At 71.3% G+C, this 17,839-nt stretch carries 9 protein-coding genes; 5 read left to right on the top strand and 4 right to left on the bottom strand.

Annotated elements, in window-relative coordinates:
* The first annotated feature begins 114 nt into the window (after window positions 1-114).
* The 4 genes from RM555_RS15830 to RM555_RS15815 all read left to right on the top strand — a co-directional run bounded on the left by RM555_RS15830 (window position 115) and on the right by RM555_RS15815 (window position 5,972).
* On the top strand, window positions 115-2,790 hold the full coding sequence (locus RM555_RS15830; RefSeq protein ID WP_311412453.1) for a LuxR C-terminal-related transcriptional regulator: 2,676 nt from the start codon (window positions 115-117) through the stop codon (window positions 2,788-2,790).
* Window positions 2,791-2,806: 16 nt separating this feature from the next.
* Window positions 2,807-4,093: a nicotinate phosphoribosyltransferase gene (locus RM555_RS15825; RefSeq protein ID WP_311412452.1), complete on the top strand. Its 1,287-nt coding sequence runs from the start codon at window positions 2,807-2,809 to the stop codon at window positions 4,091-4,093.
* A gap of 14 nt (window positions 4,094-4,107) precedes the next feature.
* Window positions 4,108-4,689 (top strand): isochorismatase family protein, encoded by a 582-nt coding sequence (locus RM555_RS15820; RefSeq protein WP_151453616.1) that lies wholly within the window; start codon window positions 4,108-4,110, stop codon window positions 4,687-4,689.
* Window positions 4,690-4,754: 65 nt separating this feature from the next.
* Entirely contained in the window at window positions 4,755-5,972 is a 1,218-nt protein-coding gene (locus RM555_RS15815) for an MFS transporter (RefSeq protein ID WP_311412451.1), read from the top strand.
* Between the two features lie 208 nt (window positions 5,973-6,180).
* Here the strand turns inward: RM555_RS15815 and ctaD are convergent, their stop codons facing one another.
* Both ctaD and RM555_RS15805 read right to left on the bottom strand, forming a co-directional pair.
* A complete protein-coding gene (ctaD, locus tag RM555_RS15810; protein WP_121396348.1) occupies window positions 6,181-7,941 on the bottom strand; it encodes an aa3-type cytochrome oxidase subunit I in 1,761 nt (586 codons plus the stop codon).
* Window positions 7,942-8,098: 157 nt separating this feature from the next.
* Window positions 8,099-9,208: an FAD-dependent monooxygenase gene (locus RM555_RS15805; protein WP_311412450.1), complete on the bottom strand. Its 1,110-nt coding sequence runs from the start codon at window positions 9,206-9,208 to the stop codon at window positions 8,099-8,101.
* 303 nt (window positions 9,209-9,511) lie between these two features.
* Between RM555_RS15805 and RM555_RS15800 the strand changes: the two genes are divergently transcribed.
* A complete protein-coding gene (locus RM555_RS15800) occupies window positions 9,512-10,654 on the top strand; it encodes a GH12 family glycosyl hydrolase domain-containing protein (RefSeq protein WP_311412449.1) in 1,143 nt (380 codons plus the stop codon).
* A 126-nt stretch (window positions 10,655-10,780) separates the two neighbouring features.
* Here RM555_RS15800 and RM555_RS15795 read toward each other — a convergent pair whose 3' ends face one another.
* Entirely contained in the window at window positions 10,781-11,008 is a 228-nt protein-coding gene (locus RM555_RS15795; RefSeq protein ID WP_311412448.1) for a hypothetical protein, read from the bottom strand.
* Between the two features lie 2 nt (window positions 11,009-11,010).
* Window positions 11,011-17,826 carry a polymorphic toxin-type HINT domain-containing protein gene (locus RM555_RS15790; RefSeq protein WP_311412447.1) on the bottom strand — a complete coding sequence of 2,272 codons (6,816 nt, stop codon included), beginning with the start codon at window positions 17,824-17,826 and terminating at the stop codon, window positions 11,011-11,013.
* Window positions 17,827-17,839 lie beyond the last annotated feature (13 nt).

Raw genomic sequence — 17,839 nt, 5'->3', positions numbered from 1 at the left:
GCGGCCAGGCCCTCGAACCGAACACTTCGAATACTCACAGGTAATCACGAGGCTACTCAACTTCGGTGCGTGACGATGTGCACGCGGACGGATTCCGATCGATATGCTGCCCCGATGAGTCGGTGGGGGTTCGTCGGCCGAACGGATGAGCTCAACCGTCTGCTGTCGGCGGTGACGGGCGCGGAGCGGCGGGGCATCTTCTTCAGCGGCAACGCGGGCATCGGCAAGAGCCGTCTGCTGCGCGAGGGGATGGCGGCCCTCCCCCGCGACGGGTACGCCGTCTGGACGATCGCGGCCAGCGCCACCACGGCCGCGCTGCCCTTCGGCGGTCTCGTGCAGGTGCTCCCGACGGAGCAGCCGCAGGGCCTGTCCCCCGCCGGCATCCTGCGCTGGGCGGTGGACGTGCTGCAGCAGCAGGCGGCCGGCCGCCGGATCGTGCTCGCGGTCGACGACGCGCACCTGCTCGACCCACCGTCGGCGGCGTTGGTGCACCTGGTGGCCCGCTCCGACAACGCCACGGTCGTCGGCACGTCCCGCGACGGCGAGCAGCTCCCGCTGCCGATCCGCGCCCTGTGGACCGACGGCCTGGTCGACCACGTCGAGCTGAGGCCGCTGCCGCCGGCCGAGACCACGCGGCTGCTCTCCGCGATCCTGGAGGGGCCGGTCGACGCCACCTCCGCCGACCGGCTCGGCCGGCTCTCCGAGGGCAACCCGCTGCTGCTGCGCGAGCTGGTCTTCGCCGCCGACCGCGGGGAGCTGACCCGCACGTACGGGATCTGGAAGTGGACCGGCCGGCTGGAGCTGGCGCCCAACCTGACCGACCTCATCGACGTGCGGATCGGCCAGCTCACCCCGGGCGTACGCGGGGTGGTGGAGCTGGTCGCCTTCGGTGAACCGCTCGGCCTGCACCTGCTCAACCAGGCCGCCGACCCGGTCGACGTGGAGACCGCCGAGGAACGCGGGCTGATCGCCGTGGAACACGACGACCGCCGGGCGAACGTGCGGCTGGCCCACCCGCTCTACGGCGAGGTGATGCGCCGCCGCTGCCCCGTCAGCCGGACGCGACGGTTGCAGGCCCGCCTCGCCGAGCTGCTGGAGCTGGTCGGCAAGCGACGCCGCGACGACCTGCTCCGGGTGGCCGTGTGGCGGCTCGACTCGGGCACCGCGCAGGATCCGGCCCTGCTGCTCGACGCGGCGCGGCAGGCGTTCGCCCGCTACGACGTACCGCTGGCGACCCGGCTGGCCCGCGCGGCGCTCGACGCGGGCGGCGGCTTCGACGCGGCGGAGCTGCTGGCCACCATCCTGATGTTCGCCGACCGGCCGGACGAGGCGATCGGGGTGCTGGACGCGGTCGCCACCGACATCGAGGGCGACCGGCGGCTGAGCCGCTGGCTGACCGTGCGGGGCATGGTCAGCTACTGGGGGCTGAGCCGGGAGTCCACGGTGGAGGAGATCGCCGCCCGACGGACGACCCTGACCGACTCCGCCGACCAGGCCCGGGTGCTCGCCTTCGAGGGCATCATGCGGCTGCACCGGCTGGACACCGGCATCGCGCTGCGGCTCGGGCAGACGGTGCTGGACCGGCCGGCCGCGAGCGTCGCCGCCCGGGAGTTGGCGCGCAGCACGATCGCCCACCTTCAGGCCGCGCAGGGGCAGCTGCACCGCAGCGCCACCGCGATCAACCGGGTGCAGGCCGAGGCGGGCCGGTGGCGGGCGGACATGCCGTACCTACAACTGGCCCTGGAGCTGGCCCGGGGCACCCGGCTGGCGCTCGCGGGCGACCTGGCCGGCATCGACGCGATCGTGGCCGACGAGTTCGCCGACCTGGCCGGGGCCGGCGACTTCCGGCTCGGCACCGGCTACCTGGCCATCCTCCAGGCGTACGCGGCCCGGCTGCGCGGCCAGAGCGACGCGGCGCTGCGGACCAGCCTCGGCGCCTGCGCGGTGCTCGCCACCAGCCGGGTCTACGCGGGACTGGCCCAGGCCGAGCGGGCCCAGGCGGCGGCGCTGCGGGGCGACGCCGCGCAGGCGGCCGAGGCGATGGCGGAGGCCGACCGCACCCACGCCCCGGGCATGATCGTGCTGTACCCGTGGCTGGAGCAGGCCCGGGGCGCGGTGCTCGCCGCCGGTGGCGACGTGTCCGGCGCCGTCAAGCACCTCAACGGGCTGGCCGACCGGCTGCGCGCGGACGGCTTCGCCGGCCACGAGGTGCACGTGCTGCACGACCTGGTCCGGCTGGGCCAGCCGACCGCGCCGCTCGGCCCGACCTGCTCCGACGGTGGCCGGCGCACCGTCGCGCAGCGGCTCACCGAGCTCTCCGAACGGGTCGACGGGCTGCTGCCCCCGCTTCTCGCCCGGCACGCCCGGGCCGCCGCGGGCGGCTCCGCCGACGAGCTGCTGGCGGTCGCCGACGGCTTCGACGCGCTCGAGCTGACCGTCTACGCGGCGGAGGCCACCGCCACCGCCCTGGACCGGCTGCGCCGGCGGCGGTCCCCGGCGGCGGCCGCGGCCCGGGAACGCCTCGCCGCCCTGCTCGGCCGCTGCGACCTGGTCCGCACCCCGGCGTTGCAGGCCGGCTCCCCGGCGCTGAGCGACCGCGAGTGGCAGGTGGCCCGGCTCGCCGCCGACGGGGTGACCAGCCGGGTCATCGCCGAGCGGCTCTACCTCTCCGCCCGCACCGTGGAGAACCACCTCCAGCGGATCTACGGCAAGCTCGGCGTCGCCGGCCGGGCCGAGCTGCGGGCCGCCCTGCGGGCGATCCCGGGCCACGACGGCAGCGATGGCGGGTGAACCCTAGGCTGGGGCGGTGAGCACCCTTCGCCCCGCGCTGCTGACCGACCACTACGAGCTGACCATGGTCAGTGCCGCCCTCCGCGACGGCTCCGCCGACCGCCGCTGCGTCTTCGAGGTGTTCAGCCGCCGGCTGCCCGCCGGTCGTCGCTACGGGGTGGTGGCCGGCACCGGCCGGCTGATCGAGCTGATCCGCGACTTCCGCTTCGACGCCGACGAGGTCGACTTCCTGCGGCGTACCGGGGTGGTCGACGAGCAGGCCGCCGCCTGGCTGCGCGACTACCGCTTCACGGGCGACATCGAGGGCTACGCCGAGGGCGAGCTGTTCTTCCCCAGCTCGCCGATCCTCACCGTCTCCGGCGGCTTCGCCGAGTGCGTGGTGCTGGAGACGCTCATCCTCTCCGTGCTCAACCACGACAGCGCCGTGGCCGCCGCCGCCGCACGGATGGTCACCGCGGCGCGCGGGCGGACCCTCATCGAGATGGGCTCCCGGCGCGCGCACGAGGAGGCGGCGGTGGCCGCGGCGCGGGCCGCGTACCTGGCCGGTTTCCGGTTCACCTCGAACCTCGCCGCCGGGCTGCGCTACGGCATCCCGACCGCCGGCACGGCCGCGCACGCGTTCACCCTGCTGCACTCCGACGAGCGGGCCGCGTTCGCCTCGCAGGTCGCCACGCTGGGCAAGGACACCACGCTGCTGGTCGACACGTACGACATCAGCCAGGGCATCCGCAACGCGATCGCGGTGGCCGGGCCCGACCTGCGGGCGGTGCGGATCGACTCGGGCGACCTGGCGGTGATCGCGCAGCAGTCCCGCGAGCTGCTCGACTCGCTGGGCGCCACCGAAACCAAGATCATCGTCTCCGGTGACCTCGACGAGCACGCCATCGCCTCGCTCGCCGCCGAACCGGTCGACATGTACGGCGCGGGCACCGCCGTGGTCACCGGCTCCGGCGCGCCCACCGCCGGGCTGGTCTACAAGCTCGTCGAGGTCGAGGGCCGCCCGGTGGTCAAGCGCTCCGAGCACAAGGCCACCATCGGCGGCCGGAAGGTGGCCGTACGCCGGCACAAGCCGACCGGCACCGCCACCGAGGAGATCGTCGTGCCGCAGGGCGTGCCGGACCCCCGGCCCAACGACCGGCTGCTCCAGCACTCGTTCCTGGCCGGCGGCGAGCCGGTCGACCGGCCGACCCTGGACGAGTCGCGGGAACACCTGCGACAGTGCCTGATCTCCATCCCGTGGGAGGGCCTCAAGCTCTCCGCCGGCGACCCGGCCATCCCGGTCACGGTCGTCCCGGCCGACTGAGAAAGGAGCACCAGGTGAGCAACGCGCTGATCATCGTGGACGTGCAGAACGACTTCTGTGAGGGCGGCTCGCTGGCCGTGGGCGGCGGGGCCGGCGTGGCGGCCGGGATCACCCGGCTCCTCGCCGCCGAGCCGGACCGCTGGGACCACGTCGTCGCGACGAAGGACCACCACGTCGACCCGGGCGCCCACTTCGGCGACCCGCCGGACTTCGTGGAGTGCTGGCCGCGGCACTGCGTGGTGGGCACTCCGGGCGCGGAGTTCCACCCCGACCTGGCCACCGACCGGATCGAGGCGATCTTCCACAAGGGCGAGTACGCGGCCGCGTACTCCGGCTTCGAGGGGCACGCCGAGGGCGGCGAGAGCCTGGCCGACTGGCTGCGCCAGCGTGGCGTGGACCGGGTCGACGTGGTGGGGATCGCCACCGACCACTGCGTACGGGCGACCGCCCTGGACGCCGCCCGGGAGGGCTTCGCCACCACCGTCCTGCTGGACCTCACCGCCGCCGTCGCCCCGCCCACCACGGACGTCGCGCTGCGGGCGATGGACGGCGCCGGGGTGACCCTGCGCGGGGAGCCTGTGATCAGGGCCGCATGAGGCCGTAATTCGTTGGCGGGTGTCGTACCTCCGGCCGAGGATGTCCGGCGGAGGTACGCACCGACATGAACCTGAAGCCTTACCGGGAGGCGCTCGCCCTGCCCGGTCTCCGGTCGTTGCTGCTGGTGTCGGTGCTCGCCCGCGTCCCGCTCACCGCCACCGGGGTGACCCTGACGTTCTACGTCGTGCTCGACCTCGGGCGCGGCTACGGAGCGGCCGGGCTCGTCGGCGCGGCGATCACCGTGGGAGCCGCGATCGGCGGCCCGCTGCTCGGCCGCCTGGTCGACCGGCGCGGCCTGCGGCCGGTGCTCGTGCTGACCGGAATCGCCGAGGCGGTCTTCTGGTCCACCGCGCCGATGCTGCCGTACCCGGTGCTGCTGCCCGCCGCGTTCCTGGCCGGCTCGCTCGCCCTGCCGATCTTCTCGGTGATCCGGCAGTCCATCGCCGCGATGGTGCCGCCGGAGCGGCGCCGCCCCGCGTACGCGCTGGACTCGATGTCGGTGGAGCTGTCGTTCATGGTCGGCCCCGCGCTGGCCGTGGCGGCGGCCACCGCGATCTCCCCGCGCACCACGCTCCACCTGGTGGGGGCCGGCATCGTCGCCGCCGGCGTCGCGTTCTGGGTGCTGAACCCGCCCGTCCGGGGCGGCGGCGAGCCGGCCGGGCCGCAGCCGCGGGTGCCCCGCCGGTCGTGGCTCACCCCGCGCCTGCTCGCCGTGCTGGCGGTCAGCGCCGCCGGCATGCTGGTGCTCGGCGGCACCGACGTGGCGGTGGTCGCCGTCCTGCGGGAGAACGGCGACGTCGGGTGGACGGGCGCCGTCCTCGCCGTCTGGGCGGTCGCCTCGCTGGTCGGCGGCTTCGCGTACGGGGCGGTCACCCGCTCCTTCTCGCCGCTGATCCTGATGGCCGCCCTCAGCCTCTGCACCATCCCGGTCGGGCTGGGCGGGGCGCACTGGTGGCTGCTCTGCCTGGCGCTGATTCCCGCCGGGGCGCTCTGCGCGCCGACCATCGCGGCCACCTCGGACGCGGTCAGCCGGCTGGTCCCCGCCTCCGTACGCGGCGAGGCGATGGGCCTGCACGGCTCGGCGGTCACGATCGGCATGGCGGTCGGCGCGCCGCTCGCGGGCGCCGTCATCGACGCCTCCGCACCGGCCTGGGGCTTCGCGGTCACCGGGGCGGTCGGGGTGCTGGTGGCGCTGGCCGTGCTCCCGATCGAGCTGCGCCGCCGCCGCACCGCCGCCACCCATGCGCCCACCCCCGAGCTCGTCCCGACCCCCGCCACCTGACCCGCCACCCCGGGGCTCGGCGGCCCCTGACCGGCGGCCCTGGCTCGGCGTCCCTGACCCGGCGTCCCTGGCTTCCCGACCCACCTGGCATGAGCCGGTCCTGACGGACCTGCGAGGGCCGGCGGGCACACAGGCAGGGCGTATCCCTTCCAACGCCGACGGGCGCCACCCCGGGTGGGGTGGCGCCCGTCGTACGTGGTGCGGAGCGTCAGCGCCGGTCGGCGTCGCTCGCGGTGTCCTCGCGGTAGCTGGCACCGCCGTCGGACTCGCTGGTCAGCGGCTTGGCGCCGCCCTCCGGCGGGCCGGCCAGGCTCTGGCCGCCGGCCGCCAGCTCGGGGAACTTGAGGTCGAACGCCGGCCGCTCGGAACGGATCCGCGGCATCCGGTCGAAGTTCCGCAGCGGGGGCGGGGAGCTGGTCGCCCACTCCAGCGAGTTGCCGTGACCCCACGGGTCGTCGACCTCGACCACCGGGCCGGCCTTGTACGACTTCCAGCAGTTCCAGATGAACGGCAGGGTCGAGATGCCGGTGATGAACGCGCCGATGGTGGAGACCATGTTCAGCGTGGTGAAGCCGTCGCCGGGCAGGTAGTCGGCGTACCGGCGCGGCATGCCCTCGTTGCCCAGCCAGTGCTGCACCAGGAACGTGGTGTGGAAGCCGATCATGGTCAGCCAGAAGTGCACCTTGCCCAGCCGCTCGTCGAGCATGCGGCCGAACATCTTCGGGAACCAGAAGTAGATGCCGGCGAAGACGGCGAACACGATCGTGCCGAAGAGCACGTAGTGGAAGTGGGCCACCACGAAGTACGAGTCGTGCAGGTGGAAGTCGATCGGCGGGCTGGCCAGCAGCACGCCGGTGAGACCACCGAAGAGGAAGGTGACCAGGAAGCCGATCGAGAAGAGCATCGGCGTCTCGAAGCTGATCTGGCCGCGCCACATGGTGCCGATCCAGTTGAAGAACTTCATACCGGTCGGCACGGCGATCAGGTAGCTCAGGAAGCTGAAGAACGGCAGCAGCACCTGGCCGGTGGAGAACATGTGGTGCGCCCAGACGCTCATCGACAGGCCGGCGATGGCGATGGTCGCGGCGACCAGGCCCTTGTAGCCGAAGATCGGCTTACGGGAGAAGACCGGGATGATCTCCGAGATGATGCCGAAGAACGGCAGCGCGATGATGTACACCTCGGGGTGGCCGAAGAACCAGAAGAGGTGCTGGTAGAGCATCGGCCCGCCGGTCGCGGGGTCGTAGACGTGGGCGCCCAGGAGCCGGTCGGCGGCCAGCGCCATCAGCGCGGCGGCCAGCAGCGGGAAGACCAGGATCACCAGGAGACCGGTGACCAGGATGTTCCAGGTGAAGATCGGCATCCGGAACATCGTCATGCCGGGCGCGCGCAGGGTCAGGATCGTGGTGATCACGTTGACCGCGCCCAGGATCGAGCCCAGACCCGAGATGACCAGGCCGACGACCCACAGGTTCGCGCCCACGCCGGGCGAGTGCTCGACGGAGCTCAGCGGCGCGTAGGCGGTCCAGCCGAAGTCGGCGGCGCCACCCGGGGTGAGGAAGCCGACCATGGTCATCGAGCCGCCGAAGAGGAACAGCCAGTAGGCGAAGCTGTTCAGCCGGGGGAACGCCACGTCGGGCGCGCCGATCTGCAGCGGCACCACGTAGTTCGCGAAGGCGAACACGATCGGCGTCGCGAAGAACAGCAGCATGATCGTGCCGTGCATGGTGAACAGCTGGTTGTACTGCTCGGGCGACAGGAACTGCAGCCCGGGCCGGGCCAGCTCGGCCCGCATGATCAGGGCCATCAGGCCACCGATCATGAAGAACGCGAACGCGGTGACCATGTACATGATCCCGATCTGCTTCGCGTCCGTGGTACGCAGCAGCCGCGCGATGGCCGACCCCTTGACCGGCGCTCGGACCGGCCAGGGCCGGGTCACGACCGGCTTGGGTGCGACGGTGGTCACGAGTGGCCTCCGGTTCTGGGTTGTCCCGCTCGGCACGCGCTGGTTATCTGCGGGCCGTCATCCGCAAGGAGGATAGTCCCCGGCAGGTGGCTACGCCGCGTGGGGTGGTCGGGTAGCCTGCACGGCCCCGGCGCACCGGGCCCTCGGCCGCCGGCCGCTACAGCGGGCCGAGCAGCAGCCGGTAGTGCTCGCCGAAGATCCGGTCGCCGCGCCCGCGCAGCAGCGGGTCGCGCAGCGCCGGCGGCACGTCCCGGGTCCGGTTGCGGTCCCGGGTCCGGTCCCGCACCCATCGCGTACGCGGGCGACGACGACTCTCGTACGCCGCCAGGGCCGCCTCGACGTCGCCTCCGGCCGCGCGGAGGGAGTCGGCGAGCACCACGGCGTCCTCCAGCGCCATCGCCGCGCCCTGGGACAGCGTCGGTGCGGTGGCGTGCGCGGCGTCCCCGACGAGCAGCACCCGCCCCCGGGACCAGCAGCCCAGTTCGACCTCCTCGGTGACCGCGACGTGCACCCGGTCCAGCGCCTCCAGCACGGCGGGCACCGGTCCGCCGTAGTCGCCGAAGAGCTCGCGCAGCCGGGCCGTCGGGTCGGCCGGCGCGACGGTGCCGGCCTCGTCGGCGTAGCAGTGCAGCCGCCCGGCGCCGATCGGCACGACCAGGAAGCCGGCGCGCTGGCCGAGCAGGGCGGTCCACTCCGCGACCGGGGGCCCGTCGCGCACCACGCTGCGGTAGACGACCTGGCCGGCGGGTCGGGGCGGACCGCCGAGCGCGGCCAGGGCCCGGATCGAGGAGCGCGGCCCGTCGGCGCCGACGACGAGGTCGTACTCGGCGGCGGTGCCGTCGACGAAGGTGACGCCGACGGAGTCCGGCAGCAGGTCGACGGCGCGCACCTCGGCGCCGTGCCGGACGGCGCCGCCCGCGCCGGTGAGCAGCACCCGGTGCAGTTCCGTCCGGGGCAGCGCCCGGCACTCGCCGACCCCGGACCAGAGCGCGTCGAGGTCCACCTCGCAGAGCGGCGCCCCGGCCGCGTCGAGGAACCGCTGCCGGTGGATGACGTGCCCGAGCGGGCGTACGGGCCCGTCGAGGTCGAGGCGGCACAGCGCCCGGGCCGCATTGCCGGGTAGGTAGAGGCCGGTCTCGGCGTTCTCGCCCGGCGGCAGCCTCTCGGTGACGTCGGGGCGGAAGCCCGCCATCCGCAGCGCCCGGGCCACGGCCAGACCGGCGATGCCCGCGCCGACGACGAGGATGCGCAGGGGAGAGCCACCCATGGTGGTGTACGCCTCCGGAGGGGTTCGGCACGCGTTGGAGGCAAGACACTACTCGGCACAATCGGCACACACCAGAGTCAATCGTCCCAGGCGAAACACTCCTCGGCGCCCGCCGCGCCTGCTTCGGGGGACCACCTGCCCACCGAGCGACCCGGGCGTGACAAACCTCACTTACCTCTCCAATACCCCAGGCCCGTTGCGCTGTGGTTTCAGAGATGTAAATGTGTCGAAGGATTGTGGGAGCGCTCCCGCGCCCACCGACCGACTCCGTCCGGCGTTCCGCGCCGAAGCCGAAGGAGCATCATGAAACGTCCACTCCGGGCCCTCGCGGCAGCCGCGCTGCTCGCCGCCGGCTCGATCGTCGCCGTGGCCCTCGGCGGCACCGCCAGCGCCGACACGCAGATCTGCGAGCAGTACGGCTCCACCACCATCCAGGGCCGCTACGTGGTGCAGAACAACCGCTGGGGCACCACCGCCCAGCAGTGCATCAACGTCACCGGCAGCGGCTTCGAGATCACCACCCAGAACGGCAGCAACCCGACCAACGGCGCGCCGACCGCGTACCCGTCGATCTTCCTCGGCTGCCACTACACCAACTGCTCCCCCGGCACCAACCTGCCGATCCAGGTCAGCCAGATCAGCAGCGCCACGAGCAGCATCGCCTACCGGTACGTCAGCAACGCCGTCTACAACGCCTCGTACGACATCTGGCTGGACCCGTCGCCGAAGCGCGACGGGGTGAACCAGATGGAGATCATGATCTGGCTCAACCGGCAGGGGCCGATCCAGCCCATCGGCTCCCCGGTCGGCACCGCCACCATCGACGGGCGGAGCTGGGAGGTGTGGCGCGGCAGCAACGGCTCCAACAACGTCATCTCCTACCTGGCGCCGTCGGCGATCAGCAGCGCGAACCTCAACCTGCTGGCGTTCATCAACGACACCCGCAACCGGGGCGCGATCACCAACTCCTGGTACCTGACCAGCATCCAGGCCGGCTTCGAGCCGTGGCAGGGCGGCGCCGGCCTCGCGGTGACCTCGTTCTCGGCGGCGGTCAACGGTGGCGGCAACCCGCCGCCCACGACCGCGCCGCCCACCACGCCCCCGCCGAGCACTCCCCCGCCGGGCGGCGCCGGGTGCGCGGTGAAGTACACGCCGAACTCGTGGAGCAACGGCTTCACCGCCGACGTGCAGATCACCAACACCGGGTCGAGCCCGATCAACGGCTGGACGCTGGCCTACAACCTGCCCGCCGGGCAGCAGATCACCAGCTCGTGGAACGCCACGGTGAGCCAGAGCGGTTCGGCGGTGACCGCGCGGAACATCAGCTGGAACGGTTCGCTCGCCCCGGGCGGCACGGCCAGCTTCGGCTACCAGGGCACGCTGAGCGGCGCGTACGCGTCCCCGACCAGCTTCACCCTCAACGGGGTCACCTGCTCACGCGCCTGAGGACGCACCGACACGGTGCGGGGGCGCAGCCTTGCGGCTACGCCCCCGCACCGTTACGAACGCCTACGTCCCCGGAGTGCCGGGGCAACAGCATCACCATTGCCCCGGCCGCCCGTTCGGAACCAGCTATGAATCGCCACCTCTGCGATGCACGACGCTCGACAGCTGCTTCATGAAGGAGCCCAGCCTGTCCGACATGTCGTCCGGCACCGTCTCCACCTTCGCACCAGCGGCGACATGCTCACCGAACGCATAGAGAGCCTCCCACAGCCACGAGGCCGTCACTGGATCAAGTCGGATGGCGACCATGCCGTCAGTCACCTCAACGCGTGTGCCGAAACGATCTTCTTCCATCTCTATCCTTGGGTGTTTCGCGTCACGATAATTTTAATCTTCGCGTAATCATCCTCAACCCTTACACCGGGCATCCCAGCAACCCACCTAGCCTCCCCGGGGGGTGAATTGCGGGGAGACAACGGCTTGACCGGCGTATAGAACTCGACACCCCGCTTGCCCGCCGGCAGCGCGCCTCGATATGCCTGAACCATAGGACGGTCTTGGAACGAGACGCGCGAAACATTCCCCCAGAGCTCACCGCCCTCGCTCATCTGAGCAGCCACGTCGTCCCCCTGAGTGGGAGACTTCAGCCGATGGTAGGGCCCATAGAGACGATCACCAGCAGCGTTTTCAATGAAGGTCTCACCACAGTTGTGTACGAGGACCGGAGTATCGCCGGCAACCACATAGTACGTGTGGATGTCGTCGATCGTGAGGTTGTGGACCTGCGCCGGCTCCGTCCACTGCCGGATCGCGCTGATCTGCACGTGGGTACCGGCCGAGGTGCGCAGCCACTGGCCAGCCTGCAGATCAGCGGCGTCGACCCACTCGTCGAGCCTCGGCACCCAGAACGGGTGGTTGTCCGTGGCGACGACGCTCTCCGTGGCGTCACCGCTGTCGCCGTCGGGGTCGATGGTGACCTCGACCAGGTTCTTGGCGCCTTGGCCGATGATGGTCGCCACCACCGGTTTGGTCGTCGTCTTGCCGGTCACCGGATCGGTCACCAGCACGACGTCACCGGTCTTGACGTCCTCGATCGGCTTGCGCGACCCGTCGGCCATCACCACCAACGTGCCCGGCACGAAGCTGTTCTTGCAACTGATGAATGCCTTCGCCTTGTCGACCAGATCGACGAGCAGGCCCTTGACGCGGCTGGCAAGCGCGGCGGCCTTCTCCCACTTCCATGGCGCGCCGTACCTGGCGGCCAGCTTGCCGAGCGCACCACCGAAGGCCGACGACACCACGTTGACCGCCGTGGCTATGCAGCCGTCCATGTCGCCCTTGAGGAAGCAGTCCAGGGCATCGGTGATGCCCAGCTCCTCCATCGCGATCTTCCCCAGGGCCTTGGCGATGTTGAGCATCCTCGCCTTGGCCTCGGCGATGCGGCGCTGCCGCTCCTTCTCCGCCGCCGCCCGGGCCGCCGCGGCCCGCTCCTCGGCCGACGCCCGCGGGTTGTTGTGCACGTTCTTCGTCGGCTCGTCCGGGTCGTACGCGCCCGAGCAGCCACCGCAGCCGTCGTTGTGGCCCTTGACCTTGTGGTAGTTGCCGTACATGTCCTCGTAGTCGGCGCCCGGGCCGCAGGCGTCGTCGGAGCACGCCTTCAGACCGTCCGGGTCCGAGTACGAGATCGGGTTGTTGTTGGCGTACGCGTACCCGTTCATCTGCTGCGGGTCGTTGACGTCGATGATCGGGTCGACCGAGATGAACCGGCCGGCGATCGCGTCGTACTCGCGGGCGCCGATGTTCACCAGGCCCGTCGTCGAGTCGATGTTCCCGTTGACGAAGCCCTTCTCCGTCGGCCATTGACCCGGCGCCGGTGCCGTCCCCCGGCTCTCACCGAACGGGGTGGTCCGCCGGTGCGTGATCGCGCCGGCCCCGTCGACGGTCGCCTGGCCGGTGCCGTGGTGGTCGCTCGCCACGTACCGGATGCCGTCGGTCTTGCGGACCAGCGTCCCGCCACCCGGCAGGCCGTAGTAGCGGGTCGCGTCGGTGACCCGGGTCTGGTGGTTCAGCCGGATCTCCATGCCCGGCAGGTAGAGGGTGGTGGCGTTCGGCTCCTTGCGCAGCATCCGGGAGCCGTCGACGTCGTACGTGAAACTGGTCTTCTTGCCGGCGGCGTCGGTTACCGATTCGAGGTTGCCCTCCGCGTCCCAGACCAGGGTCTGGTCCTCGCCGGTCCTCGTCCGCTTCGTGGTGTTGCCGGCCGCGTCGTACTGGTAGGAGTACAGCCGGTCACCCGCCGGGGTCGACTCCGTCATCTGGCTCAGCGTGTGCGGCTGTGCCTGGCCGGCGGCGGGGTAGGTGTAGCTGCGCTCGATGAGCGGGGTGCCGTTGGCCGCGTACTGCGCCTCGGTCTTGCGGTTGCCGGTCGCGTCGAAGGTGTAGGCGTGGTGGTACGGCGCGATGCCGCCCACGCCGGTCACCGACGGGCCGCCGGCGCAGGGGTCGGTCGCGGTGCTCGCCGACGTCCACGCCCGGTCCATGCGGCGCAGGTAGTCGTAGGTGAAGCACTGCGTGTCCTGCGTACCGGACGGGTTGTTCACGATCCGCTGGATGTTGCCGGACGCGTCGTAGGTGTAGCGGGCGTCGATGTCGACGATCGGGGCAGACTCGCGGTCCAGCCGCTGACGGGTGAGCCGCTTGGAGCCCTGCTCGTACTCGTAGGTCGACCACACCTTCCGGGTGCCCACCTGCGCCTCGGTCTGGAGGACCTCGCCGGTGCTGGCGTACTCGATGTCCGTCAGGTAGGCGTTGTCACCCGTCGTCGCAGTGAGCCGCTCCAGGCCGTCGTAGGTGTAGGCGATCGTCTCGAACGGCAACCCACCGCCGTCCGACATGCTCATCGACTGGACGGTGCCGTCCCGGTTGTACTCCGCACCGAAGACGTACATGCCGGCGAGTTCGGCTCCGGCGTGGTCGGGCACCTGGATGTGGGTGGCGTGCGGCCGGTAGAACTCGTCGTAGTTCGAGTAGTAGGTGGCGTACTCGGCGCCGTCCACCCACCGGCTCGTCGCCGAGAGGTGGCCGACCATCTCCAGGTCGTACGTCCAACTGCTGAGGAGAGTGCCGGTGTCGGCCGCCCCCTTGTAGACGGCGGTCTTGCGGCCGATCGCGTCGTATGTGCTGCTGACCGTCTGGTTGACGCCGTTCGTGGTGCTGACGACCCGGTCCAGGTCGTCGTACGCCGTCGTCGAGGTGCCGGCGTCCGGGTCGATCGACTTGGTCTTGCGACCGAGCTGGTCGTACTCGTGCGACCAGACGTTGCCCGCCGGGTCCTTGACCGTCTTCAGCTTGCCGGCGTGGGTGTAGGTGTACTCGGTCTTGTCGAACACCCCCGTCGGGCCGGCGCCCTTGTACTGGAGCAGCTCGGTGGTCTGCCCCAGGGCGTTGGTGATCGACGTGGTGGGGGTGCCGCCGGCCGGCGGGTCGATCGAGATCCGGTCGCCGCCGTAGGTGGTCGTGGTGCGCCACTTCTCGATACCGGCGACCGCGAAGATCTCCGCCGTGACCCGGTCCGCCCCGTCGTGGACGTAGAGGGTCTGGCCGTTGACGTCGCCGTTGACCGCCGGGTAGATCAGGTCGCTGGGCGCGCCCGCCACCGTGTAGGTCGCGTACGTCTTGGCGAGGCTGCCCGTCGCGGTGTAGAAGGTGTCCGCGACCGTACGGGTGCCGTCCGGGCCCTCCGACTGGACCTGCCGCGGACGCAGCAGACCGTCGTGCAGCTTGTATTCGACGTTGTAGGACCCGTCGTTCTGCCGCTTCTCGGTCTTGATGGTTACCGGCTTGTCCGTCCGGACCAGATAGGTGTAGCGGATGCTGGGGTCAAGGCCGGCGGTGCCGGTCCGGTCCGGCAGCCAGACCTTCGTCAGCCGGCCCAGGGGGTCGTACTCGAGGATGCTCTTCAGGCCGTTCGGGTCCACCTGGCTCACCGGTACGCCCCAGGCGGGGGCGTAGTCGGTGGTGGTGACGTGCAGCAGCGGGCTGGTCTGATTGACCTTGGTGGTCAGGCCGTTCGTGTCGGTGTACTCGGTCTTCGTAAGGTTGCCGAGCGAATCGACCGCCGTCAGCGGTCGCCCGTACGAGTCGAACGTCCCTCCCGACGCGCGGATGTACGTCGCCGTCGTGCCGTTGTGGCTCTTCAGCCGCTCGGAGCGGGTCGGGTTGCCCAGCGTCGGCGCGACGCCGAACGCGTTGCCGTCGTAGAGCGTCCGGGTGTCGGAGATGACCTGCGTGCTGCGGTCGGGGGTGACGGAGCACTTCACCGACACCGACTCGACCCGCGAGACCAGGCTGTAGAGGTGGCCCGTGGCGTTGTCGGCGTAGGTGGTGCGGCTGCACGACTCGTCGCCCGCGACGTTGACGTCGCCCTCGTTCTCGGTCTCGGTCACCCGGCCGAAGCTGGTCTCGAAGACCGAGGTCTGCTTCGTCTCCCGCCAACCACCGGCGGCCAGCGCGACCAGGCTCCGCGCCGTCGTGGTGTTGACGAACCAGGCCTTCCTGCTGCCCCAGCTGAAGGTCTGAGTCGCGGTGTTGTGCCGCCACGGGATCGCGATGCTCTTGCTGACCTCGTTGGCGCCGTCGTACACCACGCTCTCGAGCTGGTGCCCGGAGAACTCGGGGTGGTCGGTGTGGGTGCCGCCGGTGGAATCGTCCACGGTGACCGTACGGGTGCCGCCGTCCGGGTCCTTGTCGCCGTGCATGCCCCGCAGATAGCGGTACGCCGTCTTCGTCGTCTGGGCGTCGCGCTCGCCGGCGGTGACGACCACGTTGCCGTAGCCGCGCCAGTCGCTCCAGGTCAGGTCCTCCGGCTTGGAGATCCCATCGGGATCCGCGTGCCGCCAGGCGGCCCCGCCCTGGTACTGGTACCGGGTCACCATGTCCGGTGCGCCGCCGGTCCGGTCGGTCTCGACGACCTCCTCCACCACGTACTTGTGGAACCAGTCGGTGATGGGGTCGCCGCTGCCGAGGGGATTCCACTTCACGGGGAAGCAGCGGCGCGTGCTGTTGCCCGGCGTGGGCAGTGTGGTCTGCGTGCAGTCCGGCGCGGCGTAGGTGACGTCGATCTGCCCGCCCGAGTCGTTCCACACCGTGGTGAGCCGGACGCGGACCAACGGGGCGATGAAGTCGCCGTCGCGGTCGATGCGGTTGGGCAGCTGGAGGGGGCCCAGCTCGACCGACGGCATGGCGATGTCCGCCCCCGGACCGTAGCTGCCCGTGTGGGTGATCTTGTGCAGCCAGAGGGTCCGCGAGCCGTCGCTGTTGTCGGTGAACAGGTGGTCGAGCTTCCACGTGTCCACCGGCGTCCAGCCGGTGCCCTCGCGGATCTCGGTGGTGATGCCGGTCAGGCGTACCCGCGTCCAGAACGTCGGGCTGAGCTGGTCGAGCTTGCACTTGGTGTTCGCGGCGCAGTTGCGGTCGAACGGCACGTCCGGCCAGTGCGGGGCGGTGGCGGCGGTCAGGTCCTGCGGGTCGCAGTCGACGCTGCCGCTCGGCAGGCACCGCTCCTTGGTGGCGAACACCACCCGGGCCGGGGCGTTCGTGGTGTAGACGGCGTTGTGGCGCTGACCGTAGTCGACGCGCTTGAGCGAGCCGCCCCGCACGTACGGCACGCCGTTGACGTCGGTCTTCTTGCCACGCGCGTAGTGGTTGATTTCCTGGTTGTAGTAGTACGAGGTGACGTTGCCGTAGCGGTCCTTGACGTAGTCGAGGCTCCACCGCCACGCCTGGTCGCAGTACGCCGAGGTGAAGGTCGCGTTGTAGCACGGCTCGCCCGAGTCGTCGCCGTAGATCGGCAGGGTCCAGGCCGACTTGGTCTCCTCCTTGCCGGAGGTCCAGCCGGGGAGCCGGTTCATGCCGAAGTAGTACTCGGTGCCGTTGGTGGTGGTGACCCGCCAGTACTCACCGTCGTTGTCGCCGTTCACCGCACCGGAGAGGCGCTCGACCTTGGAGCCGTCGTCCGTCGCGAACCGCCAGGTGCTGCCGCTCTTGACCAGCTCCGTCGACCTGCCGTTGAGCAGGATGGTCGCGTTGTCGAACGCCCAGCACTGGTCGGCGTACTGGTCGTGCCCGTCCTCCGCGCACGGCTTGTACCGGCGTTCGATGTGGCCCGGCTCGTAGTTGAAGCCCTCTCCGATCCACGAGCCCTGGTTGTTCGTGGTGGCGGTCCGACCGTCGATCGACTGGGACGAGTACCCGAGGGTGATCCCGGGAGCGTTGCCACCGGGCACCGGCGGGGTCCGCAGCGGGTAGCTCCAGGAGAAGCCGCCCGTGGACGGGGCCACCGACCATTTCGACGACGGGGAGAGACCGGTGGCGCCGTAGTCGCCCTGCGACGAGGCGTCCGTCGCGGTCATGGCGAACAGCGCGCCGGTGCTCGCCTCGGCGGACACCGTCTTCGACTCGCCGTCGTTGGTCGTCGGTACCGGCACGCCGGCACAGTCCGCCCGGTGCGGGGTGGTCAGGGCGCACTCGGGCAACCGCACCAGCCGCAGCCGGGCGCCGAAGTCGCCGCCGTAGGCGCTGGCGATTCCCTCGTAGCCGAGGCCGAGGCGGACCTTTCCGGCGGCGGAGCGCCCGTCGTTGCGGGTCAGCCGCACGACCGGGCCCTCCACGTTCGCCCGCTGCGAGACCTCGCGTGCGAGCACCTCGACCCGGACCTTGCCCGGAGCCGGGTCGGTGGCCGGCCTCGGGTCGCCGGTTGCCGCTGGGCTGGTCCTACCGGGGGACGCCTTCGTCTCGGCCGGCACGGCGGACACCGAGACCGGCAGGCCGCCGATCTTGGCGGTCGCGGTCGAGGCGGCCGACCGGGCAGTCGAGGGCGACGGTACGGAGACATCCGCGGCACCGGCCGCGGGCCAGGAGACCTTCGCCGGCCCGGCGGTCGCGGCGGCCAGCACCGGGTTGCTCTTGCGGGGCTTCACCGGCAGCGGATCCCGCTTCGGAAGCACCTTCGACGAGTCTGACGTCGACGGGCGGTTCGACTTCGGCTCGGCCGAGGCGGGGTTGGTGGCGAGCTGGATGAAGCTCGCCCCCATCACGCCGGCCATGGCCCAGGAGATCGGTCTCGTGAACCGGCGGTTGAACACGCCGGAGCGGACCGGAGGTCGGGAGAACATCGCCCCTCCAGGG

It is taken from the genome of Micromonospora reichwaldensis (assembly GCF_031845925.1).
GTDB lineage: Bacteria > Actinomycetota > Actinomycetes > Mycobacteriales > Micromonosporaceae > Micromonospora > Micromonospora reichwaldensis.
Note: the sequence above shows the minus strand (reverse complement) of the source record. Positions and strands in the feature narration are given on the sequence as shown.

Coding starts and splice junctions, on each gene's coding strand:
- RM555_RS15815 (WP_311412451.1), top strand. CDS start 4,755: ATGAACCTGAAGCCTTACCGGGAGGCGCTCGCCCTGCCCGGTCTCCGG.
- RM555_RS15805 (WP_311412450.1), bottom strand. CDS start 9,208: ATGGGTGGCTCTCCCCTGCGCATCCTCGTCGTCGGCGCGGGCATCGCC.
- RM555_RS15790 (WP_311412447.1), bottom strand. CDS start 17,826: ATGTTCTCCCGACCTCCGGTCCGCTCCGGCGTGTTCAACCGCCGGTTC.
- RM555_RS15795 (WP_311412448.1), bottom strand. CDS start 11,008: ATGGAAGAAGATCGTTTCGGCACACGCGTTGAGGTGACTGACGGCATG.
- RM555_RS15830 (WP_311412453.1), top strand. CDS start 115: ATGAGTCGGTGGGGGTTCGTCGGCCGAACGGATGAGCTCAACCGTCTG.
- RM555_RS15800 (WP_311412449.1), top strand. CDS start 9,512: ATGAAACGTCCACTCCGGGCCCTCGCGGCAGCCGCGCTGCTCGCCGCC.